The organism is Sedimenticola selenatireducens (assembly GCF_007625115.1).
Lineage (GTDB): Bacteria > Pseudomonadota > Gammaproteobacteria > Chromatiales > Chromatiaceae > Sedimenticola > Sedimenticola selenatireducens_A.
The window spans coordinates 489,335-513,160 of record NZ_VMNH01000005.1 but is presented as its reverse complement, the minus strand read 5'-3'; the positions used below and the strand labels follow the sequence as shown (position 1 = coordinate 513,160).

General features: G+C 51.7%; 17 protein-coding genes. 10 read left to right on the top strand and 7 right to left on the bottom strand.

What is annotated here, in order from left to right; translation table 11 throughout:
- Nucleotides 1–801, bottom strand: a complete 801-nt coding sequence (locus FHP88_RS06185) for an MOSC domain-containing protein (protein ID WP_144358137.1) — start codon at nucleotides 799–801, stop codon at nucleotides 1–3.
- Nucleotides 802–1,004: 203 nt separating this feature from the next.
- On the opposite strand from FHP88_RS06185, the gene FHP88_RS06180 reads away from it, so the two are divergent.
- The 5 genes from FHP88_RS06180 to FHP88_RS06160 are packed head-to-tail and all read left to right on the top strand — an operon-like array spanning nucleotide 1,005 to nucleotide 4,449.
- A complete protein-coding gene (locus FHP88_RS06180) occupies nucleotides 1,005–2,117 on the top strand; it encodes a PilT/PilU family type 4a pilus ATPase (protein ID WP_144358136.1) in 1,113 nt (370 codons plus the stop codon).
- Between the two features lie 47 nt (nucleotides 2,118–2,164).
- Entirely contained in the window at nucleotides 2,165–2,431 is a 267-nt protein-coding gene (locus tag FHP88_RS19530) for a GIY-YIG nuclease family protein (RefSeq protein WP_144358135.1), read from the top strand.
- A gap of 28 nt (nucleotides 2,432–2,459) precedes the next feature.
- A complete protein-coding gene (locus tag FHP88_RS06170) occupies nucleotides 2,460–2,747 on the top strand; it encodes a YcgL domain-containing protein (protein WP_144358134.1) in 288 nt (95 codons plus the stop codon).
- A 14-nt stretch (nucleotides 2,748–2,761) separates the two neighbouring features.
- Nucleotides 2,762–3,973: a phosphoserine phosphatase SerB gene (serB, locus tag FHP88_RS06165; RefSeq protein ID WP_144358133.1), complete on the top strand. Its 1,212-nt coding sequence runs from the start codon at nucleotides 2,762–2,764 to the stop codon at nucleotides 3,971–3,973.
- Nucleotides 3,974–4,014: 41 nt separating this feature from the next.
- Nucleotides 4,015–4,449, top strand: coding sequence for a DUF411 domain-containing protein (locus FHP88_RS06160; protein WP_144358132.1), 435 nt, complete (start codon nucleotides 4,015–4,017; stop codon nucleotides 4,447–4,449).
- Between the two features lie 5 nt (nucleotides 4,450–4,454).
- On the opposite strand, the gene djlA is transcribed toward FHP88_RS06160, so the two are convergent.
- The 3 genes from djlA to FHP88_RS06145 all read right to left on the bottom strand — a co-directional run bounded on the left by djlA (nucleotide 4,455) and on the right by FHP88_RS06145 (nucleotide 9,182).
- Complete coding sequence (gene djlA / locus FHP88_RS06155) at nucleotides 4,455–5,267, bottom strand: co-chaperone DjlA (protein WP_144358131.1); 813 nt, start codon at nucleotides 5,265–5,267, stop codon at nucleotides 4,455–4,457.
- A gap of 121 nt (nucleotides 5,268–5,388) precedes the next feature.
- Nucleotides 5,389–8,901 (bottom strand): PAS-domain containing protein, encoded by a 3,513-nt coding sequence (locus FHP88_RS06150; RefSeq protein WP_144358130.1) that lies wholly within the window; start codon nucleotides 8,899–8,901, stop codon nucleotides 5,389–5,391.
- Nucleotides 8,901–9,182 (bottom strand): hypothetical protein, encoded by a 282-nt coding sequence (locus FHP88_RS06145; RefSeq protein ID WP_144358129.1) that lies wholly within the window; start codon nucleotides 9,180–9,182, stop codon nucleotides 8,901–8,903. Before FHP88_RS06145 ends, FHP88_RS06150 begins: the two co-directional genes overlap by 1 nt.
- Nucleotides 9,183–9,411: 229 nt before the next feature.
- On the opposite strand from FHP88_RS06145, the gene FHP88_RS06140 reads away from it, so the two are divergent.
- A complete protein-coding gene (locus tag FHP88_RS06140; protein ID WP_144358128.1) occupies nucleotides 9,412–9,618 on the top strand; it encodes a hypothetical protein in 207 nt (68 codons plus the stop codon).
- A gap of 66 nt (nucleotides 9,619–9,684) precedes the next feature.
- On the opposite strand, the gene FHP88_RS06135 is transcribed toward FHP88_RS06140, so the two are convergent.
- Nucleotides 9,685–14,682 carry an SUMF1/EgtB/PvdO family nonheme iron enzyme gene (locus tag FHP88_RS06135; RefSeq protein ID WP_144358127.1) on the bottom strand — a complete coding sequence of 1,666 codons (4,998 nt, stop codon included), beginning with the start codon at nucleotides 14,680–14,682 and terminating at the stop codon, nucleotides 9,685–9,687.
- 343 nt (nucleotides 14,683–15,025) lie between these two features.
- Between FHP88_RS06135 and ggt the strand changes: the two genes are divergently transcribed.
- Together ggt and FHP88_RS06125 are read left to right on the top strand one after the other, a co-directional pair.
- Nucleotides 15,026–16,585: a gamma-glutamyltransferase gene (gene ggt / locus FHP88_RS06130; RefSeq protein ID WP_144358126.1), complete on the top strand. Its 1,560-nt coding sequence runs from the start codon at nucleotides 15,026–15,028 to the stop codon at nucleotides 16,583–16,585.
- A gap of 264 nt (nucleotides 16,586–16,849) precedes the next feature.
- Entirely contained in the window at nucleotides 16,850–17,320 is a 471-nt protein-coding gene (locus FHP88_RS06125; protein ID WP_144358125.1) for an HU family DNA-binding protein, read from the top strand.
- Nucleotides 17,321–17,391: 71 nt separating this feature from the next.
- Here the strand turns inward: FHP88_RS06125 and FHP88_RS06120 are convergent, their stop codons facing one another.
- Nucleotides 17,392–17,916: a retropepsin-like aspartic protease family protein gene (locus tag FHP88_RS06120; RefSeq protein ID WP_260843179.1), complete on the bottom strand. Its 525-nt coding sequence runs from the start codon at nucleotides 17,914–17,916 to the stop codon at nucleotides 17,392–17,394.
- A 141-nt stretch (nucleotides 17,917–18,057) separates the two neighbouring features.
- A complete protein-coding gene (locus FHP88_RS06115) occupies nucleotides 18,058–19,902 on the bottom strand; it encodes a hypothetical protein (RefSeq protein WP_144358124.1) in 1,845 nt (614 codons plus the stop codon).
- Nucleotides 19,903–20,288: 386 nt separating this feature from the next.
- On the opposite strand from FHP88_RS06115, the gene FHP88_RS06110 reads away from it, so the two are divergent.
- Both FHP88_RS06110 and FHP88_RS06105 read left to right on the top strand, forming a co-directional pair.
- A complete protein-coding gene (locus tag FHP88_RS06110; RefSeq protein ID WP_144358123.1) occupies nucleotides 20,289–21,572 on the top strand; it encodes a CoB--CoM heterodisulfide reductase iron-sulfur subunit A family protein in 1,284 nt (427 codons plus the stop codon).
- Nucleotides 21,573–21,576: 4 nt separating this feature from the next.
- Nucleotides 21,577–23,826, top strand: coding sequence for a hydrogenase iron-sulfur subunit (locus tag FHP88_RS06105; RefSeq protein WP_144358122.1), 2,250 nt, complete (start codon nucleotides 21,577–21,579; stop codon nucleotides 23,824–23,826).

The window sequence follows — 23,826 nt, the reverse complement described above, 5'->3', positions numbered from 1 at the left end:
TCACTCCAGCACTTCAACCAACATGCCGGTCTTCAGTTCACCAACACCATCATGCAACAGGTTTTGGCCAAAATAGACCTTATTGCCCTCGCGCCGATAACTGTTCAACGTTCGAAGTGGTTCGACAGACTTCTCCGCAGTCTCAGGATTGATTGTCGGTATCACACAGCGCGAGCAGGGCTTTGCGACTCTAAAGGTCAACTCGCCAATACGAATGCGTTTCCAACTATCCTCCGCATAGGGTTCGCAACCCGACACCACCAGATTCGGCCGAAAGCGCAGCATTGGCAACGGCTGCTCCAGACGCTGATTCAAATCAGCCAGTGAAGCCTCCGATATCAACAAGAAAGGGAAACCATCGGCAAAACCAACCTGATCAGTAGGCGCCGCGTAAGCAGGATCAACCACCCGATGTGTTAACTCCGGCATAAAAAAGAGTCGACAGTCCAGACCCAGAAACTGACTCAACCAGGCTGCGGCCTTCGCACCCGCGCTCTGTGCCAGGCAGTTGTCACCCCACACCTGAACAATCTGCTGTTCAACCTGTTCAGGCTCAAACGCAATATCCAGATCCATCTGCTCCGGGGCTGTCAGCCGTAAACCCATCGGTGTCAGTGCCGTTCGTATCAAAGCCATGCGCGGAAGCTGACGCTGGGTGACAAAATCACCCTTGGCATCCACAACCATCCAGTGTCGATCAAAGTGAATACCCCGCCCATCTACAGGGGCTCTTTCCAGCGCGATACCACGCAGCGATTTAACCGGATAAAAATAGAGACTGCTGAGTGTCATCTCACCCATGAATATTCCTTCTCAGTAATAGCATGATCGATCCTGGGCAGGCATGGCCACTCTTCAAAAAGACCGGAAAGGGTGTGCGCACCAATCAGCTGTGACCGCCGTCACACTTATTTTTCAAACCCGCCCTTCATTCCTAGTAAAATCTGCCGCCTATAATGAAACAAGAATGAGTAATGGGCCAGCCCGATCGGAGAAATTAAATTATGGAGATTATTCCCTACCTGAAGCTGATGGTTCAGAAAAATGGTTCTGACCTGTTTTTCAGCACAGGTGCACCACCCAATCTGAAGGCCGAGGGGCGTACCATGCCCATTGGTGATACCCCGATGGGGCATGGTGCGGTACGCAAGTTGGCCTATTCCATCATGAGTGATGATCAGGTCAAGGAATTTGAAGCGACCATGGAGTGTAACCTGGCTGTCTCTATTGACGGATTGGGCCGTTTCCGTGTCAACGTATTCCGCCAGCGTGGCGATGTGGCCATGGTGATTCGCTATATCAAGGGCGATATCCCCAGCATTGAAGCCCTGAAGCTGCCCCAGTCGCTGAAAGAATTGATCATGATGCCGCGTGGACTGATCCTGGTTGTAGGCTCCACGGGTTCAGGTAAATCGACCACGCTGGCCTCCATGATTGACCATCGAAACGCCAACGCAACCGGACATATCCTAACGATTGAAGATCCGGTTGAGTTTCTGCACACCCATAAGAAATCCGTGGTGGATCAACGCGAGGTTGGCCTGGATACGCTCTCCTATGAGGTCGCCCTGAAGAATGCCATGCGTGAGGCCCCTGACGTGATTCTGATTGGTGAGATCCGTGACAGGCAGACCATGTCACACGCGATCGCCTATGCCGAAACCGGTCATCTGTGCCTCTCTACCCTGCACGCCAACAACGCCAACCAGGCACTGGATCGCATCGTCAACTTCTTCCCTGATTCTGCGCACCATCAACTCTACATGGATCTCTCCTTGAACCTGAAGTCGGTCATCTCACAGCGACTGGTGAAAAGTAAAGATGGCAAGCGTGTCCCTGCCGTAGAGATCATGCTACTCACCACGTTTGTGGCCGAGCTGATCCAGAAAGGCGATATCCACGCAGTCAAAGAGGCGATGGAGCAAGGCACAGAGCGCGGCATGCAGACCTTTGACCAAGCCCTCTACAAACTCTACAAAGAAGGGAATATTACCCTCGAAGAGGCACTGGCCAATGCTGACTCCCGCAATAATCTCTCATTGAAGATTCGACTCGCCGAGAGTGGCAAGGTGGAGGGTAAGGCCTCCATGTCGATTTCTGAGGAAGACTTCTTCTAAATCAGCCAAGACCTGGCCGTTCGCGGTCAGGTCGCTTACACTGACGCATGCCAACTTGGTACATCTATATTCTGCAGTGTAGCGACAACACCCTCTACACCGGCATAACCACCGACCTTGAACGCCGCCTGCACGAGCACAACCATAGCCCCAAAGGGGCCAAATACACCCGCGCTCGACGCCCTATTGTGCTGGTTTATTCTGAGCCGGCCGATTGCCGGTCGACAGCCAGCCGGCGAGAATGGGAACTGAAGCAGCTCAACGCCACGGATAAACGACAGCTGATCTCTGCGCAATCAAACAAATCAGGTTAGAATAGCCTCTTTTCCCGAACTCAATACCATGACCGATACCGACAGCCAGACCACCCCCTGCTGGATCTATCGCAGCAGCAAGAAAGATGAGATGTATCTCTATCTCGCCAATGAAAATGACTTTGCAGGACTCCCTGAAGCCCTGATGAAACGCTTCGGCAATCCACACCTGGTAATGGAACTTGAGCTGCATCCTGACCGCTATCTTGCCAGGGAGGATGTCAGCAAGGTTATCAACAACCTCAAGACACTCGGCTACCATCTGCAGATGCCGCCAAATCTTGTCCCCGATCTCTATGACGGCGAGACTATCTAGGGCCTGTTAATATTATGCGTGAAATTATCCTGCTTAATGTTACCGGCAAGGATCACCCGGGCTTGACCGCCGCATTGACTGGTGTGCTTGCGGATCACCAGGTCAACATTCTCGATGTCGGACAGGCCGTCATTCACGATCACCTATCACTCGGCATGCTGCTGGAGATACCACCCCAAGCCCAATCGGGCCCTGTGGTAAAAGACCTGCTGTTCCAGGCCCATCAGTTGGGCTTGCAGATCAATTTCACCCCGATTGATGAGGATGAATACGAACGCTGGGTCGGGCAGCAGGGTAAACCACGCTATATCATCACCCTACTGGGTCGAAAACTGTCAGCCTCGATGATTGCCCATGTCGCCCAAGTCGTATCACGACACGGCCTGAATATCGATAGCATAACCCGCCTCTCTGGACGCTTCTCACTGCGCAGCGCAAACCCGCATCGCCGTGCCTGTGTTGAGTTTACCGTAAGGGGAGAAACGAATGATCTTAGCGCCCTTAGACAGGACCTGCTGGAGATCAGTAACCAGGATGAGGTCGATGTCGCCTTCCAGGCGGATGACTTATATCGCCGTAATCGTCGCCTGATTGTCTTTGACATGGACTCTACCCTGATTCAGGTAGAGGTTATAGATGAACTGGCCAAGGCCGCAGGCGTCGGCGAAGCAGTGGCTGAAATCACTGAATCGGCGATGCGTGGCGAGATCGATTTCAATGAGAGCTTCCGGCGTCGCATGGCCCTGCTGAAGGGGTTAGATGAATCGGTTCTTCAAGGGATCGCCGACAATCTGCCCATTACCGAAGGCGCCGAAAGACTGATCTCTAACCTGAAGCGACTGGGCTACCAGGTTGGCATTCTATCCGGCGGTTTCACCTATTTTGCCAGCCATCTGCAGAAAAAACTCGGGGTGGATTTCTTCTCTGCAAATGCCCTGGATATTAAAAACGGCAAGTTGACCGGTGAAGTGAAGGGTGAGATTGTTGACGGGGCCAAGAAGGCCGAACTGATGCAGGATATGGCCCTTGATCTGGGCATCAGCCTAGAGCAAGTCATTGCCGTGGGTGATGGCGCCAACGACCTGCCGATGCTCAGCCTGGCTGGCCTTGGGGTCGCCTTTCACGCAAAGCCTCTGGTACGAGAGAACGCGCGCCACTCCATCTCAACACTTGGACTGGATAGCATCCTCTACTTGCTTGGCGTAAGGGATCGTGAAGTTAAGTAACCGTCACAGCTCCATGCCCTATTACAACCGGTAAACACACGATGACATCGCCGCATAAACTGATTATCACAACACTCCTAATGCTCAGCGGGGTCACAATCGCTGCAGCGGAAGTCATTACCGTTTACAAGTCTCCCACCTGCGGGTGCTGCAGTGCCTGGATTGAACACCTGAAACAGAATGGCTTTGAGGTAACCGCCCATGACACGGTCAACATGAATCAGGTTAAACAGTCACTGGGTGTGAGCCCGGAGCATGCCTCCTGTCATACGGCAGAAATATCCGGTTATGTGATCGAAGGCCATGTACCCGCCGCCGAGATCAAGCGCCTGCTTAATGAAAAACCTGCCCTGTCAGGCTTGGCCGTTCCTGGCATGCCCATGGGTTCTCCGGGCATGGAAGGAGGCCGCAAGGATCCTTATAAAGTGCTGACATTTGATCACCAGGGCAACACAAAAGTCTACGCCGATTACTGAACAGACTAGAGGCCACGGGCCCCTTTGATCTTCTCATAGGCCTGGCGAATCTCATGGGTCTTCTGCGTCGCCATCTTCATCATCTCTTCCGGCAACCCTTTGGAAACCAACTTATCGGGGTGATGCTGGCTGAGCAGCCGACGATAGGCCTTTTTGACGTCCGCATCGCTCGCCTCCGCGGCTATATTCAGGATGGCATAGGCATCCTTCAGGGTCGGGCCTGATGGCGCTGTCTCGGCTCGCCGCCTCCCACCCGACTGGCCACTGTAATGGCGTTCAGCACGAATCATCTTTTCCAGTCTGCGGAAGGCAAATTCCGGTATGCCAAGCCGGGAGCAGATATGCAGCAACAATTGCTCCTCGGCCTTATCCAGCGTGCCGTCCGCATAGGCGGCCTGCAGCTGGATTTCGATAAACATCTGAATCAGTGTATTGCGCCGGTGACACTCCGTACGAAACTGATCCAGGACTTCATCCAGGGGGAAGTCTTCCGTCTTGCCCTGATTAAACAGATTGATTGCAGCCTGTCGCATCTCGCCACTGAGATCCATCTCCGCCATGACCGACTTGGCCAGGGCAATCTCATCAGGTGACACCCTGCCATCGGCCTTGGCAATAGCGCCCATGACAGAGAAGGTGGTGGTAAAAAAGGCGGTCTGAACCCGCTCCTGGTCGCCTGGAGCAAATTGCTCACCAGCTCCCAGCCCCTTGAGGCCTTTGTCAAGATTGTGGCCCAGGACGGCGCCCAACAGCGCACCGATAGGCCCACCTACCATAAAGCCGAATGCACCACCGGCCAATTTTCCCCACCAGCTCAAAGAAGCCTCCTGTTATTCATCTCATTGCCAGACATTGAAAGTTGGATATGGGGGACGACAATACAACAGCGGATGGGGCAGAATCCAGTGATTCACTCTGCTTTTGACAACCCTGATCATATTAAACGCTATCCGGCGCCATCCGGGGGAGTTGAATGACAAAACAACTCCCACCATTTTTTCCCGGCTTCACTTCAATACTGCCACGATGATTCTGGGTAATGATGAAATAAGAGACAGAGAGGCCCAAACCGGTTCCAGACCCCACCTCTTTGGTCGTAAAGAAGGGCTCAAAGATACGGCGCCGGACGGCAGAACTCATACCCGGTCCGTTATCCTCAACCTCGACACAGACCCACTCACCCTGTGGATAGGCACGAAGATGGAAGATATTAGCCCGTCCCTCCTGGTTTGTCTTAGCCGCTGCATCAAACATCGCCTGCGCACCATTTTTTAACAGATTGAGTAACACTTGCTGAATCTGCCCCCCTTCACACCAGGCATCAGGCAGATCATCCGCATATTCTCGCTCAATGATGATCTTGCGGAAGTCATAATTTTTTTCCAAGCTGTAATCATTTGAAGCAATCTCTACGGTCTCATCCAACAATACCCGCAGATCACGCAACTCAAACTTCAGATCACTTTTCCGACTAAAGCTGAGCATACTGCTGACAATCTTCGCTGCCCGTTTACCTGATTCTGAAATCATCTCCATGAGTGCGGTAATGCCCCGCTCATCCATATAATTGGCAACGGCATCGATGGATGTATTACAGGATTCCGCCACCTTGCGATTTTTCTCCATATCACGCCCAAGCCGCGTATTCATTACCTGAACACTCTGCACAATACCGGCCAATGGGTTATTAATTTCATGCGCCATTCCTGCCGCGAGTCCGCCCACGGACAACATCTTTTCAGACTGCACCATCATCTCTTCCATGCGAACTGTTTCAGTCACATCATCCAATCGAATCACCGCCCCTTCCACCCGTTCACCCATAAGGGGATAGACCGTGACATCCAGATAACGCACTTCGCCTTGTTCATTTTCCCAGCGCAGATTGCTCGCCTGATCCGGCGAGAGCGTTTGAATCGCACGCTGAATCTTCCGCAAGACATCAGGAAACAGTGGGAACAACTCAGATAACGGCTGGCCAAAGGCCTGTGCCGCACTCAAACCACTCATCTGTTCCGCCTCCCGATTCCAGTGTGTTACCCGCCCGTCGACATCAATACCAATAAGGGCCGATGGCATTGAATCAATGATATTCCCCAGCAGATTTCTCAGTCGGGTCAACTCAAGCTCGGCCCGTTTACGCTGAGTAATGTCCGTATAGGTAGTGACGACACTGCCAGTCGCCAGCGGTGTTCTACGTATTTCAACAATCGTGTTATTAGGGCGAATCTTTTCAAAAACTGTCCTTTCCGGCCGAAAGGCATCCCGGAGATAGTGTTCAATAAATGCCTCCCGATCTTCAACTTCACCATACTCCCCTTTATCCAGGTTATAGCGACAGATATCACGCAAACTCACACCGGAGCGCAGGAGTTGCTCTGGGATGGCGTTGATCTCAACAAACCGTCGATTCCATGCCACCAGATTCATCTCACGGTCATACATCGAGATCCCCTGATCGACGTTCTCTATAACAGATTTTAAAACTTCTCGGCTCGCCTCTACGGCCGAAGAGGCCTCATCGATAATATCCAGGACATTATCCAAATTAATATTAGATCGACGCAGCCCTGTATTGATCAGCACCCGTGCCGATGCAGAACCTATAACACCGGACAGCAACTTCTCAACTTCCGTCAGTAGATCGGCGGGCGCATCCATTCCTGACGAGTATCCGGACAAACTGCTATCACGATAACGCTCAAACAACTTATACACCCGCTCAGAATCCACAAAGCGCAGCACTGTGCGTTCCAATTCAGCAATCCTTATCTGCCCCTCCCAAGGCCGGGTTGCAAAGTCATTTTTCTGCTGAAACACATCGACAAAGGCCCGTGCCTGGGTTCGTTCAATCAGACTCTGTCGGGTAAAAAGCGAAACGATCAGATAGAGTCCGATGTTTATAAAGGCACTCCAGAACAGGCTGTGTATCAGGGGACTGTCCCATCTGACGCCAAATAAGGCCTGCGGCTTAAGCAGAACCAGACCAAACGGACCCTGGTCAACAAACGCAAGCGGCAACCAACCCGACTGAGCAAATGCCGGTAACACCAGGGTATAACCCCATATCAAAAATCCCGCACTGAGCCCGGCCAATGCCCCCTTTAGAGTTGCCCCCTTCCAGAACACCCCGCCCACAATGAGCGGTGCAAACTGTGCAGCGGCGGCAAAAGAGACCAGCCCTATCGTCACCAGGGCATAAGAATCGCCGATAATTTTAAAATAGCTGTAAGAGAGCAACAGAATACCGATAATGGTGATACGCCTCAGCGCCTTCAGCATACCCGTTGCCGTCTTGGACTCCATACGCCCGAAATGAAGCAACCGGAAACGCATCATCACCGGCACAATCAGGTCATTACACACCATGGTACTCAGCGCAACTGCCGCGACAATAACCATACCGCTGGCCGCTGAAAGCCCACCGATATACACCAGCATAGCCAAGGCCGGTTGCTCTGCAGACATAGGCAAGGTCAAGACGAAAGTATCCGCATGAATCCCGCCCCCAGGAAAAGTTGTTAACCCAGCAATCGCAATAGGGAGAACAAATATATTGATCACCAGGAGATACAGTGGAAATAACCACATTGCTTTATCCAAGTGAGAGCGATGGGTATTCTCTACCACTGTGACCTGAAACTGCCTGGGCAGGCAGAAAGCAGCCAGCGCTGACAGCATCATGAGAAATGTCCAGCTACCGTTATCAAACAGTTGTTGACCAGAAATCAAAAAAGACAAAGCATCATTACTTGCTGCCCGATCAAAAACGGCAGCAAACCCGTCAAACATAAAATAAGTAACGAATATGCCAACCGCAAGAAAGGCGAACAGTTTCACCAACGATTCGAATGCAATGGCTACCATTAGACCCTCATGGTGCTCAGAGGCATCGAGCCTGCGCGTGCCAAAGAATATGGTAAACAGGGCAAGCAAAATGGTGACATAAAATGCCTTGTCATCCAGCACACCCGTAGAGAGCGGCAGTGTTGCCGTGATCTCAGGATAACGCCCAAGGATGTCAAAACTGTTGGAGACCGCTTTCAGTTGCAATGCGATATAGGGCATGATGCCAATCACCGCCACAACAGTAACCAGGCCCGCCAACATTTGACTTTTTCCATACCGGGATGAAATGAAATCAGCAATGGATGTTGTTCGCTGAGCCTGTGCGATCTTGAGAATTTTTCTCAGTAAAAAAGGCGCCACCATAAACAGCAGCGTGGGCCCCAAATAAATCGGGAGAAAGCCAATGCCATCAGTAGCGGCCCTTCCTACGCTGCCATAAAAGGTCCATGAAGTGCAGTAAACTGCCAGCGAGAGTGAATAGACATAGGGATTTGCCCCGATACTGCGCCCCTGAGCAGCACGCCTATCCGCAAAATGCGCGATCAAAAAAAGCAGTCCAAGATAGGCCAGTGAGATAAAGAAGACGATCCAGGCAAACTGCATCAGGCCGACCCTCTGCCCAATAATCGCTTAACTGTCGCCGCGGCCATCTTTACCCACAAACCGATCTTTGGCATGAGCACCATGATGATTAACAATATCCAGATCGCATTGATATAGAAAAGAATCAGCGGCCATCCAAACAAACGGGCCATCGGATCTACCGAGGAAATTTCCAGCAACGGGGGATTGAGCAGCAATCCTCCAAGCATGGCCGCGACCAACATTTTGGCTCGACCAGCTCCAGGCACACGCTCTTTTACCTGTTTTTGCTTTTTTGTCATCTCACCCCTGGACAGCACTGCTGTCGCACCGACACACCATCATTATGAATACCAGACAGTATAGTTGATTGAATTAAGCGAAATGAATCCTTATCCAAGGAAGAAAAATATTTACTTTCAGCGTCGCCCAATTTTGAATAAGCCGCTAAAAAAATAGTCCTAAAGATATCTATCAGACGACCGCTAGATAATATGAGGTCGATTAATCCACCGGCTAAGGGGGTGCAAGATGATCTGTACATATGACATGGCGAGTGGAGCACTGCTCGAGAAGAGCAGCTCCGAGAAACGTCCTACCCAGGTCCTCAATGGCGGACCACACGATATTTTGCGCCCCACCCTACAACTTCAAGAGATGACACTTGTGCAAAACTGCAAGCTGGCTCGGCTTACTCCTGACCTCGCGACGAAACCTATCGATAGTTTCTTTGATTAATTCATACTGAAAAAACGTTGTGTATGACCCGGGATGCGGCCGCATCCCGGGTCTTATTTATTTATACTAGCGAACATCCCTTGCCACGCGAAATCCCAGCACAAAGAGTTTGGCATTGGCATCATGCCGGCCCCGTTTGGTGACCCTGAGACTCTCTCCCGGCTTATTAAATGCACCGCCGCGAATAACTCGCTCGGTACAACCGGCTTCTTGCCAACTTGAACCATCAGAAGGGGCGCCTACATAACTGAAGTGATAGCAATCATCCACCCACTCCATAACATTTCCTGCGGTGTTATGCAGACCATAGGGATTCGCCTCAAATCTTCCGACAGGAGCCGTTGAAACCCCATCCCACTGACTGCCACAATTGAAACAATTGGCCTTACCAGAGCCCAGATCAAAACCCCACCAATATGGGGTATCAGTCCCCGCAGCGGCAGCATATTCCCACTCCGCTTCGGTCGGCAAACGATAATTATGACCAGTCTGCTCAGTCAGCCAAACCGTATAGGCTTTAGCATCATTCCAGCTTACATTGATGACTGGGCGCGGCCCCTGCCCCCAGCCCAGATCATCAGGTAAGGGACGCCCTGTCGCTGCAGCAAACACCTCATACTCTCTGAAAGAGACTTCATGTTGACCAATGCTGAAGCTGCCCAGCTTCACCTCATGAACAGGCTGCTCTTCACTCGCCAAATGGTTGACCCGACTACCCATATCAAATGCGCCACCTCTAACATAGCGCATCTCCGGACCACTGCCTCCATCAAACAATCTATCCTGAATACGACTGCCGGTTTCTGGTTCGCGTGATTTTGGCGGTGCTTTTTTTACTGGCTCTGGTGGATTACGCACAATAACGGGCGGGACAACAGGTATCGAGGCCGGTTCTTTAATCACTGGCTGAGGATCTGGTTGCTTCTTTATCTCTACAACTGAGGACACTTCGGCCGGCAGGGACAAAGGCGTTTCAATTGCAGGGATTACACTTTCATTCTGAACAATCGAATCAGACACCGGCGATTCAGCCGACACCACTGATTCACCTCCATCCAGATAGCCACTGATGATCTCACCCTTGCCACCCAAAATAGAAAGCGCCTCAGCACCCGCAAAAGCCAGCACAGCACCGGCCACTAAACCGGTAAAAGTACGCTTACCACTCGAAACGGGCGCTGTATCATAACTCGCCGCATTACTGGCAAGACGTTTATCCAGCAGGTCATCTCTCGGTCGCTCACTCTCCACCTGCTTTTGTAATTTATACAGGGCATCTTCCACCTGCTTTCTTGTCTCGAGCGCCTCATCTCTTTTAAACTGTGCTTCATCCGCATCAACCTGTGCCGCCTCCAGTGCCAGCTTCAATCGGTCAATCTCACTATTGCGCTCTTCAGTCTTCTCTTCCAGCAGCAACCCCTCTTTCCTCGCCCTCTCCAATTCGGCGCTTCGCTCATCCAGGGAACGCTTTAACTTATCAATATCTTGTCGCAATACTTCACATTCTGCAGCATCCGCTGAGCTGCTCAGCTCTTTCTCCTTGATCGACAGGCGAGCTTGTTCCAACTCTTCGCGCAGTGCAGTGATGGCCCCGGAATCTACAGGCGATTTCATTTGCTCACCATTGTGCTCGGTCGCCTTTAGCGCAGCACGCATCTCACTAACATCCGCCTCTGCCTGTTCTCGCACCAACTCCAATTCTGCACGCAAGGCCGCTATCACCTCTTCGCTCTGCTGTGTCAGCGCCTCATCATCCGGTTCACTGATCTGTTCTTGCAAACGACCTAACGCCTCTTCAAGCGCCAGCTTCTCTTCATTCAGCTGTTCGTAAGAGTGATCCGCCTCATCCAACGCATCATTTAAGGTTGCCAGCTCAGCCTGTAGTGCCCTGACATCCACACTGCCTTTTGAATCCGATGTCTTCCGCTGCTCTGCTCGTGCCAGGGCCTCTTCTGCGGCCATTTTTGCCGCTGCCAGCTCTTCAAGCTCTACACGTAAACCCGACAACTCATCCTGTGAATACTGTCCCTCCGCTTTATCTTGAGCGAGCCTCGCCTCAAGCGCCTTAATCTGCTTCTGGTCATCTTCATGCACCTTTTCAAGACGCTGTTTCTCGGCCTCCATAAGCGCAAGCAATTCTGCCTGGGCCTGAGCATCATCCTGTAGTGTTGTGACGGCACTCTCGACTTCACTCAATCGCACACTGGCATGTGCCTCTTCCTCTTGCCTTTCATTCAGGCTTTGCACTAACGTGGCCAGCTCTTGATCTTTTGCCTCGATCGTCTGCTGTAAACTGGCCAATGCCGTCGTTGCCTCAGCCAGCGAGGCTTCCAGTCGTGCCTGCTCTGCTTTACTGGATTGCAGTGCTTCACCTTCCTCTACACTGCCCTTAGCGTCCAACTCCGCAAAGTCCTTCTCGCGTGTAAGCAGTTGCTGTTGTAATTGGCTATGCGCCGTCTTGAGAACGGTCAACTCAGCAGCCAAGCGGTCCCGCTCATCGGTAACAGAAAGAATGCCATGCTCAGCCTGAGTACGCCCCTCTATCGCCTCATAGAGTGACTGCTTAAGGGTCGATTCCAACTCTGTCTTATGTTGCTGATGTATTTTTTCCAGCTCAGTACGCTCTGATTCCAGCTGTGAGACCTGGGCGCTCGTCCCTTCCAGCTCGGCACGCAACTGATCCAGTTCTGAGTTGAGCAGCAGTTGCTGTTTCTCTGCAACAGCCAACTGTTCCGTCAACTTGTTGTTATTACTTCCCTGATTGGAGAGATCAGACTCAAGCACTGCAATGCGACTCTCCGCCTTTGACAGCGACACCTGCAGAGACTGCTCACTCTCACCGACGTGAGCATGTTCGGCCTGCAGTGTATTGACTGCATCCTGGGCCTCTTTTAGTGCGGCCTCCAACTGCTCTAGCTTGCTCGCTTGCGCTTCATTTTGTTTCGAATGACTTGCTATTTCATCAGTCAGCCTGTGAACTTCATCGCGTGCCTGTTCAAGACCTGACTGCAGTGCTTCTCCTTCACTTTCCAGCTTACTCCGTGCTGACTCAAGCGCAGTAATTTCCGCTTGTGCGGTTTCTAGTAACTGTTGATTGTGTTGTAACTGCTGAATGGTTTTATCACGGACCTGCAGTTCAGCATTGAGCCTGTCAAGCTCAACCTGAGTCTCTCCTAATACTTGCTGCTGTTGCTCTAACGCATCAATTGATTGTCCTTTCGATTGTAGATCACTCGACAACCGGTCGATTTCGACTCGGGCTTTATCGAGTTCGCCCTGTAACGCGGCCTGATCAGATTCAAGGACACGCTTCCCCTCTTGCAGCGCCTGTTCACTCTGTTGCAACTCAATGATTGATGTGTCGCGAGCCTGCAATTCAGATTTGAGATTTTCAATTTCAGCGTTGGATTTTTCGAGCGTCTGCTGCAGGGACCTGCTCTGCTCATCCAAGTTCGAACGCGCCAGGGCCTCTTCATTAAACTTAGCTTGAAGTGTTGTTAGCGCTTGTTGATGTTTTTCACTTCCTTCAGTAAGGGCCTTTTTAAGCGCGTCCTCTTCTTGCTGTTTGCCCTCAAGCCGTTTTTCCAGTTTCCCAACATGCTGACACTGCTTGGTCAACTCTTCCTGCAGCTGATCCCGCTCTGCTTTCAATTCACCCAACTGCTCATTGACAGCCGATTGTTTCTGCTTCAGCGCACCATGTGCTTCATCACGATCGCGCAGCCTATTCTGCAAACTCTCTATCTCAGTCACCAAGCGTTGGCGCTCTTTGCCTTCGCGTTCGCCCTCCTCCTCCATTTCAGTCAAACGCCCTTTGAGCTTCTCCATTGCCAGCTTCATTTTTCGGGCGCGCTGTAACTGTTCCTGAGCCTGAGCCTCTGTCTTTTGCAACCGCTGACGGAGTAACCCAGCCTCATCATCTGGTGCGGTTTTACTGTCAGGCGGTGCTACCTTGGTCTCTTCCTGTTCTGGCCGGAGATTAATGATCTGCGCCCCATCCTGAACAGGCTCTTTATTGATCACATCATCCGGAACCGACTCAAGCCCACGCTCCAGAACAAACCCGTCCAGATCACGCTCCATCAACAGATAGATTGCGGTAGAACTGACCAATCCGTCCTGGCAATAGACGACGTAGGTTTTACTTGAATCAAGTCCGGAAAGTTTGGAGCGAAGCTCATTGAAAGGGATGTTTTTACTCTGTGGGATATGTGCCCGTTCAAACTCTAAGGCAGACCGGACATCCAGCCAAACCGCCCCTTTTGCAACTTTCTCCTTGGCGATGTCATAGCTGATCGAGTTAGCCAGGGGTAGCTTGATGTATTCGATGAAATCCTTTTTTCCCAGGCGAAACAGAATACCATCTGTCATCATGCTGACCGTACTACCTCGCTTCTGCCCTGAAAGGAGGGATTCTTCACCCACAGAATCACCCGGACCCAGGGTGGCAAGTTCAGTTAAATCGCCACTCCTACCCTCTTTTGTGATGGAGCATTGACCACGGTTAATGAGGTAAAAATAGTCCCCCTCATCACCTTGTCTGATAACTACCTCTCCGGCAGTAACCTGCACCTCCTCCATACGCATCATGATGTTCTGAATATTGGCCGCAGGAATGCGTTGAAAAATAGGCGACAACAGCAGCTGACTCATCCAGTCATCTTCGGAGTCAGTATTCAGCTCTTCAACCTGATACAAGGCATTACCACCCCGGGAGAGCAGATCACTCAGTAAACGGTTGCCTATACGAACAACCTCCACTTTCGTTTTTGCCTGTACTGAATATTTACGTGGGATGTGGTGCGCAACAGGATAGCGGGCCATATTTGTGCCTGCCGCAACAGTGTCTATCTCTTTACCGGCTTCAATTACCCCAAGCTTCCCGGACAGCAGATAGATCCGTTCAGGGTCCGTATCACCCGCGTTAAATATAGTGTCGCCCTTAGCGACTTTCTCAAATTCAACAGAATCCATCAGCTCGGCCAGAGTATCCTCTGTGAGCGTATTAAGCGGAACCAGCTTCCGCAGAATATCCAATCCGTTCTGTTTGGGTACTACGGCCATAGACCAACTCCCTACCTCTTAACTCATCCCCTGAAACCCGGCTATTCCCTTTTCCCGTCGCCTATCACCCCAAAAAATGCGCCTGAGTGTGATCGTTATCCATTACCCTTGATGCAGAATCCATTTCTGCATCTATGAGGGTGCTCGATAGGTAACAGAAAGCATATATCAAACCTGACAGATCGTCAGACAAAGTCCGCATAAATCTCACGCTAATTTATGACATACTGTCAGCGGAGAATTCAGATAATGCCGCTGTTTATCTATAGAAACAGCAAGTTTATCGGCATAATTAGACTAATACTTGAACTGACAACACAGAATCGAGCCGGGAATGAGCGCAATGAAGTCATCTGCAGGGGTTGTGGCCGCCGGCCATGAAGTCACCGCCAATGCCGCCAAAGAGATTCTTCGTGTAGGTGGCAACGCATTTGATGCCGCGCTCGCCGCCCTGTTTGCCAGCTGTGTTGCAGAGCCAGTCCTCGCATCACTGGGGGGTGGCGGGTTTCTGATGGCCCAGACCAAAAACGAAAGGCCCACTCTTTACGATTTTTTTGTGCAAACACCGCACAGCAGACCAACCGAGCAGGATCTGGACTTTTACCCCATCGTTGCTGACTTCGGCACAGTGCAGCAGGAGTTCCACATCGGCATGGGTTCAATAGCCACACCCGGGACAATAAAAGGCATTTTTAACATCCATCGCGATCTCTGCAAAATGCCTCTCAGGGAGATAATTCAGCCGGCCTGTGAAGCAGCTCGCAAGGGGATTAAGGTTAACAGCTTCCAACACCATATTGCCGACCTGGTATCCCCTATCATCAAATCCACACCCGATGCACTCCGCCTGCATGAATGCAGTCAGCGCCCTGGTGAAATAGCTCAATCGAATGACGTCGTTATCAACTCCGAGATGGCAGACGGATTTGAGATCCTGGCCCACGAGGGTGAAGCGCTGTTTTATCAAGGCGAGATGGGGCGCCTCCTAACCAACACCTGTCGCGACCACGGCGGCTGTCTATCGCCAGCCGATCTCCAATCTTATTCAGTTGAGCAAAGAAAACCTTTAGAACTGGGCTACCACCATGCCCGCCTGTTCACCAACCCACCCCCTTCGGTTGGAGGGATCTTGATTGCCTTCACGCTGTCGCTTCTTGAAGCCGAAAAACTGGGCAAGTACAACGCCAATAGCATCCACCATCTTCAGCGCATCGGCCATGCCATGCAGTTGACGCATGAACTTCGCAATACCCGCGCCATAGGCTCAACAGACGACCTGAGTACCGACTTAGAGATTCTCGATAATGAATTTCTCAGCAGCTATCGGGATACCATGCGAAATCATAAAGCGTTCTCCAGAGGCACCACACAAGTCAGCGTGGCAGATCGCTTTGGCAACATGGCCAGCATGACACTTTCCAATGGTGAAGGTTCAGGCTATGTACTTCCGGGCTGTGGAATCATGCTGAATAACATGCTCGGAGAAGAAGATCTTAATCCGAAGGGATTCCATCAATGGCCGCGCAATAGCAGAATCGCATCCATGATGGCGCCGACCCTGGTAGTCACAAACGATGGCCAGGTAATTGCTACAGGCTCTGGTGGATCAAACCGCATTCGCAGTGCAATTATGCAGGTGCTGGTCAATCTGATCGACTTCAACATGCCTATCGAGGAAGCGGTTGAGCAATCCCGCATGCACTATGAAAACGATCTACTGAATATTGAACCCGGACCAGTCGAAGCCGTGGTTGCAGAACTGCGCACCCAGTTCCCGCAGGTTAATCTCTGGTCACATAAAAGCCTGTTCTATGGCGGCGCCCATTCAGTGATGCGCAATAAAAACGGCGTACTTTCAGGTTCAGGTGACAGCAGAAGAGGCGGAGTTTGCTATACCCTTTAGCACTTGAAAAACAGCAGTGATTGCGATCAACCTTCATGCTTACCACCCCATTTTTTAAAGGCCAACGGCCTCTGCCATCACCCTCCAGTTAAGCGCAAAAAACTGTTTCCACATTACCCACAAACAGCCCTTATTCGGTCGAACACGCAAAAAAACGTGAAAAAAGCCCTGTTTTTAGCAGATTTCAATGCATAAACACTTGGAAAACTATAAAACTATGCTATGTTTAGCGCGCACACTTCAGGTCTAACTCAGGAGTTTTCCATGGCCGTCAAGAAACAAGCTGCAAAAAAAACTGCTGCAAAAAAAGCACCCGTAGCAAAGAAGAAAGTAGCCACTAAGAAGAAGGTTGTGGCTAAGAAAGCACCCGCCAAGAAAAAGGCCGTTGCAGTTAAAGCTGCCGCACCCGCAAAACCAAAAGCGATCGCTACCAAGCAAACCAAAAACCAAATCCTTCAGTCAATTGCCGAAGAGACTGGCCTGACCAGAAAACAGGTCAGCGATGTTTTCAACGCATTGGGTGGATTAGTGAAAGGTCACATGATGCGTCGCGGATCAGGTGAATTTGCAATCCCCGAGACTGGGGTTAAAGTGCGCCGCGTTGTAAAACCGGCACGCAAAGCACGCATGGGCCGTAACCCAGCCACCGGTGAAGCGATCAAGATTGCTGCTAAAAAAGCAACGACTGTAGTCAAAGTCACAGCACTTAAAGCACTGAAAGACACTGTTGCCTAATTAATCAACAGCGGGTGGTTTGAGTAACCTCAGACCACCCATCCTTCACATGTAACAACCCGTCGGAAACGCTAGAGCTTCCTCAGCGTTAACTGATCGCCTTTTTGAACCAGCTCCAAGCGTTTCAGAAAGCTCATCCCTAGCAACACCTCATTCCCTTGCATCGAAGGGAGTACGCTAGCCCTGACATTATTGAGTCTAATGTCGCCCAGACCCACTTCTGATAACCGGGTTTGCCAAGAGATGACAGCGCCGTTTGCCGTCTGGCTGATTCGTTGTGCACCCTGCGCTAATTTTAGCTTTGTTGCCAATTCACTCGATAAAGCCACATCGGTTGCACCTGTATCCAGCAGGAACACCACTTCATGTCCATTAATCTGGCCACTTGCCACATAATGACCCGCCCGATTACGCTTCAACACAACCTGCGCAGCGCCGTGCTGATCCGTACCGGTTTCAGGGGTTGAATTTGGATTATTCTGCTGCTCCAACATGCCGCTAAACAGATATGAGAGTAGCGCAAGAAGGATGACCCAGGAGATGATCATCATCCATCTCCCGATGCCTCTGGCGTCAACACTGCGCTCCCGGTTCATTGCATCCTCAAATGCTTGTCAGTCGATTAATACTACTAATTGCTGACATCAAATGGCCACCGTGAGTTCAACCACATAATTCAATGACTAAAGCCCCAAGACTTCTCCTAGCCTCTGCCATAGGTATTTTGCATTCGTGCATTACAGGCTTGTCCATAACTGATCAAAATCCTCATCAGCAAATTCTGTCTGGGTTGCAGCCTGCTCTTTTTTTACTTCCGGGTCTTGATAATAGAGCTGGATAAACGAAGCGGTTCCCTCGATAACCCGGGTCAGGAAAATCTTACGTCGGTCATCCTGATTCATAAGCCAGGTCTTCTCCTTCTCTTCAGAATAGAAGGGGGCAGTTATTAGCGTGGAATCTTCATTTGGCCGCTGCAGCAGTAGTCCAGGCCAATACGCAGGCTGCTTGTTACGCCCCCACTGACGTGAGAAAATTACGGGCGCAATATCCCCAGGAAACAGTTCTACGCCAAAGTCGATGACATCCGGATGCTCAACACGCATCCAACGGATGACCCCAAGCCGCAGTAGTTCTGCGTCATGTCCGTCCTGACCGCTAACCGCAACCAATTCGCCCACAGTGATCTGCTCATCACTGCCACCGGTCCATCCAAGATGATAACCATTGACACTCTCGTTATAGACCAGGCAATTTCTAGCTACCGACACCTTCTCACTTTCAGTCGGGGCAACCACTTCGGTCTTAACGACAGGGGGGGCATCCGGCAGTTTCAAAGTGGGATCATTGCCCCGCGTGATCCAGCTGCGAATATTATCCAGATCAGGGTCATCATTGATGACACTTTCATCGGCTTCCAACAGGGCACGAGGGACACCTCTTTGCTTCTTTTCATCCTTCGCAGGCTTGTTGGATGCATTGAATGTACCAGGGCTATTGGCCAGCTCGGGCACCTTCTCCCCCCCAATTACCTGATAAATAGCCTCTAATCCGCATATGAGTGATACCTCTCCTGGCGTTTCATCACGGTCGGTTACCCTTTTGGATCCAATACCCCAAGTCAGCATGAGTCTGGCCATCAGATCAGGAGAAATCTTATCAGGCGACACCTGCGGTCTCATCACCCCATGCGGTGCTTCGCTAGCCTCCAGATCATCGGCAAGCTTTACCGCCAGCTTACTGGTATCCAGCACCCAGCCTTTCAGCACCTGATGATCCCGTTCAGCCCCTCTAAGCCGAGGGGGTTCATCGACACTAATATCCACGATGAACTGACCCGCATCCTCTGATGTTTTACCCAGATCTATCAGCTGTGAATAGATTACCCAGCGTAACAGCGCGTAGTAAACACGCTGAACCTCGCCCTGCATCAGGCGATAAGGGCCGGAGAGTGAGAGCAACAGCAGTTGTTTATAAAGGTCATTAACAGACGATTTTGCTACAAGCCCTTGCTCTTCATTATCGACGGGGCGATCCGCCAACTTTTGGTCATAGGCATAGCGATGAATCCCATGAATCTCCCGCCAAACATGTTCGGGGGCAGGACGATAGAGCTGGTAGGCCTTTAGCAGACTTTGCCCCAGGAAATAGAGCGCATGATGGAGGGCGAATGCACGATTCGATTTATGCAGCAGCTGCCCAGCCAATGATTCGTGGTGGTACTGATCCAGAATTACTTTATATCCCTGCACACCTAAGACGCAGAGTTGTTCATGGAGCTCAGATATCACCCCTGCCCGCTTACTCAGCGGTAGCGACTCTCTTGAAAAGCCCTTATGCAGCGCACTCAGCGTAAACAAGAGCGGTTTCAAGAGCAATTCCATATTTGCCACCCGATTGGAGACAGGGATGTTGGCGGCATTCATCTGCATCAGCAAATGCTTAACAGTCTGCGCAACCTGCCCCACATTGCCCATCGGCAGATCCTGAACCTGCTGCTTAAACCGCTTCGGATCAAAGGAATCATCACCACGAGCGAGTGCCGTTCGATTTGGAAGGAGATAGGGATTATTGGCCTGGCTCACTTGATCTCTCCTTGTTTTTGTATTCGATGAGGGTGCCGCAGGGGTTATATAACACATGAATTTACATTAATAGTGCAATGCACTTCATGCAGTTTCAATTCCATGTTTCGTTATTTCGTTCCCCTAACTTTTATTATAGCCCCAAAGCATTCATCAGCGCTTTTTATTCCGACCATTAGATATCATTCATCACACCTATGGCGCCATTGGAAATTTCGATCGACATAGTCTCCGATTGATCTGGCAGGATCAGCCCATTAAGAGTATCTTACCAAATTCTAAATTATGGGTTTTTGCGTGCCCTGTACGATGACTGAACAGTCCGCATCGGCGCTATATCCAGCCCAGCTTTTCGAATGAACCTATTCCGCAACGGAGGAAAATCCATGACGGAAGTAATTGCAACCAATCAGACCATTCTGGTAGTCGGTGGTGGTATCAGTGGACTCACCGCTGCGCTGGAAGCTGCTGAGACCGGAAAACAGGTCGTACTGGTTGAAAAGCGTCCCTACGTTGGTGGCCGCGTCACCCAACTGTATAAATATTTCCCCAAACTCTGCTACCCCACTTGTGGATTAGAGATCAATCAGCGCCGGGCAAAGATGAACCCGAACCTGACCATCTTGACCATGGCCGAGGTTACCGACATTCAGGGTGAAGCGGGTAACTATACCGCCAGCGTCAAGCTCAGCCCGCGTTATGTCAACGATAACTGCACCGGTTGTGGCGACTGTGGCAAGGCCGTGACCGCTGAATTCGATGATGAGTACAACTATGGCATGGGCAAACGCAAGGGTGCCTATCTGCCCCATCGCATGGCCCATCCCCAGCAGTATGTCATTGACCCGGCTATTATCGGTACAGATGACGCTGAAAAGGCCAAAGCGGCCTGTAAGGTGAATGCCGTGGACCTGGATATGCAGGAAGAGACCGTCAGCTTTAAAGCCGGCGCAGTGGTCTGGGCAACCGGATGGCAACCCTATGACGCCAACAAGATTCAACCCTACGGTTATGACCGCTTCAGCAATGTCATCACCAATGTGGAATTCGAGCGCATGGCTGATCCCAACGGGCCGACGGGTGGAAAAATCCTCCGCGCCGATGGATCACCTGCGAAAAATATCGCCTTTATTCAATGTGCCGGTTCCCGTGACAAGAACCACCTGCTGCACTGTTCACGCATCTGCTGCATGGCCACCCTGAAACAGACCCATTATGTTCAGGAAGCGCTGGGGGATGAAGGCAAGTCCACTATCTACTATATCGACATTCGTGCAATTGACCGGTTTGAGGAGTTCTATCAGACCGTGCGTGAAAATCCCAACGTCTCGTTCATCAAGTCCAAGGTCGCCTCTATCGTCGAGAACAGAGCGAACGGCAACCCGGTACTCAAGGGCGTGGATACCGAGGGCTATCACCGCTACGAAAACGAGCATGACCTGGTCGTACTGGCCGTGGGCATGCAACCCAGCGTTGACAAAGCCAGCTTCCCGGTCGACATCGTCATCAATGAGGAGGGCTTTATCGAGCCTGCCAGCGAGAATGGCGGCATCTTTGCTGCCGGCTGCTCCTCTGATGCACTGGATGTCAATCGTGCAGTTCAGCAAGCCACGGGCGCCGCACTGCGCGCTATTCAGGTAGTCAACCGCGTCGCCGGAACGGAGGGTTAACAACGTGTCTGACGAAAAGAAATTTGCCGGTTATATCTGTACTGGCTGTGGTATTGGGGACCGACTGGACCCTAGCCAACTGGAATCGATTGCCACCCGCGAGGGTAAGATGCAATCCTGCAAACAGCATGAAATGCTTTGCAACAGCGAAGGTGTGCAGATGATCCGTGACGACATCGCCAATGATGCCGTGACCCATGTCATGATCGCCGCCTGCTCCCGTCGCGCCAAGGTCGAGGCATTCAACTTTACCGATGTCGCCCTGACCCGCGCCAACCTGCGCGAAGGTGTCATCTGGGTTCGCCCGGATGCCGATGAGCATCAGGAAACCACCCAGGAGATGGCCGACGACTATGTGCGTATGGCTTGCGCTGAACTACGCTCTATGTCAAAGCCCGCCTCCTCTGGTGAGCAGCAGCTGAACAAGACCATTATGGTTGTGGGCGGGGGTATCACCGGCATGACAGCGGCCATTGAAGCCGCTGCTGCCGGTTATCCGGCACACATCATTGAAAAGAGCGGCGCACTGGGTGGCCAGGCCGCCGACTATATTAAGTCTATCCCTACCCGTTCTCCCTACAGTGAACCACAGGATACCGGCGTTGCTGCGATGATCGCATCGATTGAAGCCAACGATCTGATCACGGTTCACCTGAACAGCACGGTCGCCAAAACCGCCGGTGCACCGGGTCGATTCAGCGTTGATATCGCCACCGAATCAGGCGCTGTTGTGACTGAAACCTTTGGCGCCATCATTCAGGCCACAGGGTTCAATCTGTACGATCCATCAGGTCTAATGCAGTTTGGCTACAGCAGCAGCCCCGACATCATCACCAACGGGGAACTGGAAAAGCTGGTCAAGGCATCTAATGGCGGCCCGATCAAGCGTCCATCAGACGGCAAAGAAGTCAAGGCTGTCGCCTTCGTGCAGAATGTCGGTCAAAGCTCAACCGAAAAGGGACAGCTCTCCTACCACTCCGGCATCGGCGACCTGATTGCTATCAAGCAGGCTATGTATTTCAAAGCGCAGAATGGTGATTGTGATACCACCATCCTGTTCAATAATCTGCGCACCCCAGGTGCGGCCGGTGAAGATTTCTACCGTGCCGGCCAAGAGAAGATGGTCACCTTCTCCAAAGGCGAAGTGAGCGAAGTGGTAGCGGGTGACAGCCTGGAAGTGAAATTCAAGGATCTGATTCTAGACGAAGAGACCAGCATGCAGGCCGATCTGGTGGTACTGGATGTGGGCATGATGCCCAACTCCGGACCTGATCCCTATGCCGTCCCAATGGTCATTGACGAAGATGCAGAGAAAACGGAAGAGGCAGAGGTTAAGGCCCCGACCGTCACCGTAGACTCAATCCTCAACCTGGATTATCGCCAGGGAACGGATCTGCCACATCTGAAGAACGGCTTTACCGACTCGCACTTCATCTGCTTCCCGTATGAGACCCGCCGTACCGGCATCTATGCTGCTGGTCCTCTGCGTCGCCCAATGGACATGCGCCAGGCCCAAGACGATGCCGCCGGTGCCGCCATGAAGGCCATTCAGGCTGCCGAGAATGCAGGTAAGGGTATGGCCGCCCATCCCCGTGCCGGCGACCTCTCATTCCCGAAATTCCGTATGGATGGCTGCACCCAGTGTAAGCGCTGTACGGTTGAGTGCCCCTTCGGCGCCATCAACGAGGACGAGAAAGGCTACCCGATGTTCAACGAGTCCCGTTGCCGTCGCTGCGGTACCTGTATGGGCGCCTGCCCAGTACGCGTAATCTCGTTTGAGAACTATTCAGTTGAGACCGTCAATCAGCAGATCAAGAACGTCGAAGTTCCAGAGGAGTTCGACGAGAAGCCACGCATCCTGGTACTGGCCTGTGAGAACGATGCCTACCCCGCACTGGATCAAGCGGCCATGAATGGCGTAGAGATCAATCCTTGGGCACGGGTCATCCCCGTACGCTGCCTGGGCTCTGTCAGTCTCTCCTGGATCACTGACTCGCTGAACAGCGGCTATGACGGCATTGTCCTGATGGGTTGTGCGAAGGGTGACGACTACCAGTGTCACTTCGTACGCGGATCCGCCATGGCGCATGAGCGTATGGGTAAGGTGGGAGACACGCTCTCTTCACTCAACCTAGAGCCAGAGCGTGTAGTAGTCTACGAAGTCGCAATTACTGATGTAGAGCGCGCGCCCAAACTGATCAATGATATGGCTGAGACGGTTGAGAAGATCGGCCTGAGCCCATTCAAGTTCTAA

What these genes read in the sequence shown, in the direction of transcription:
- FHP88_RS06185 (WP_144358137.1), bottom strand. Translation starts at nt 801, where the DNA reads ATGGGTGAGATGACACTCAGCAGTCTCTATTTTTATCCGGTTAAATCG.
- FHP88_RS06180 (WP_144358136.1), top strand. Translation starts at nt 1,005, where the DNA reads ATGGAGATTATTCCCTACCTGAAGCTGATGGTTCAGAAAAATGGTTCT.
- FHP88_RS19530 (WP_144358135.1), top strand. Translation starts at nt 2,165, where the DNA reads ATGCCAACTTGGTACATCTATATTCTGCAGTGTAGCGACAACACCCTC.
- FHP88_RS06170 (WP_144358134.1), top strand. Translation starts at nt 2,460, where the DNA reads ATGACCGATACCGACAGCCAGACCACCCCCTGCTGGATCTATCGCAGC.
- serB (WP_144358133.1), top strand. Translation starts at nt 2,762, where the DNA reads ATGCGTGAAATTATCCTGCTTAATGTTACCGGCAAGGATCACCCGGGC.
- FHP88_RS06160 (WP_144358132.1), top strand. Translation starts at nt 4,015, where the DNA reads ATGACATCGCCGCATAAACTGATTATCACAACACTCCTAATGCTCAGC.
- FHP88_RS06150 (WP_144358130.1), bottom strand. Translation starts at nt 8,901, where the DNA reads ATGCAGTTTGCCTGGATCGTCTTCTTTATCTCACTGGCCTATCTTGGA.
- FHP88_RS06145 (WP_144358129.1), bottom strand. Translation starts at nt 9,182, where the DNA reads ATGACAAAAAAGCAAAAACAGGTAAAAGAGCGTGTGCCTGGAGCTGGT.
- FHP88_RS06140 (WP_144358128.1), top strand. Translation starts at nt 9,412, where the DNA reads ATGATCTGTACATATGACATGGCGAGTGGAGCACTGCTCGAGAAGAGC.
- FHP88_RS06135 (WP_144358127.1), bottom strand. Translation starts at nt 14,682, where the DNA reads ATGGCCGTAGTACCCAAACAGAACGGATTGGATATTCTGCGGAAGCTG.
- ggt (WP_144358126.1), top strand. Translation starts at nt 15,026, where the DNA reads ATGAAGTCATCTGCAGGGGTTGTGGCCGCCGGCCATGAAGTCACCGCC.
- FHP88_RS06125 (WP_144358125.1), top strand. Translation starts at nt 16,850, where the DNA reads ATGGCCGTCAAGAAACAAGCTGCAAAAAAAACTGCTGCAAAAAAAGCA.
- FHP88_RS06120 (WP_260843179.1), bottom strand. Translation starts at nt 17,916, where the DNA reads ATGAACCGGGAGCGCAGTGTTGACGCCAGAGGCATCGGGAGATGGATG.
- FHP88_RS06110 (WP_144358123.1), top strand. Translation starts at nt 20,289, where the DNA reads ATGACGGAAGTAATTGCAACCAATCAGACCATTCTGGTAGTCGGTGGT.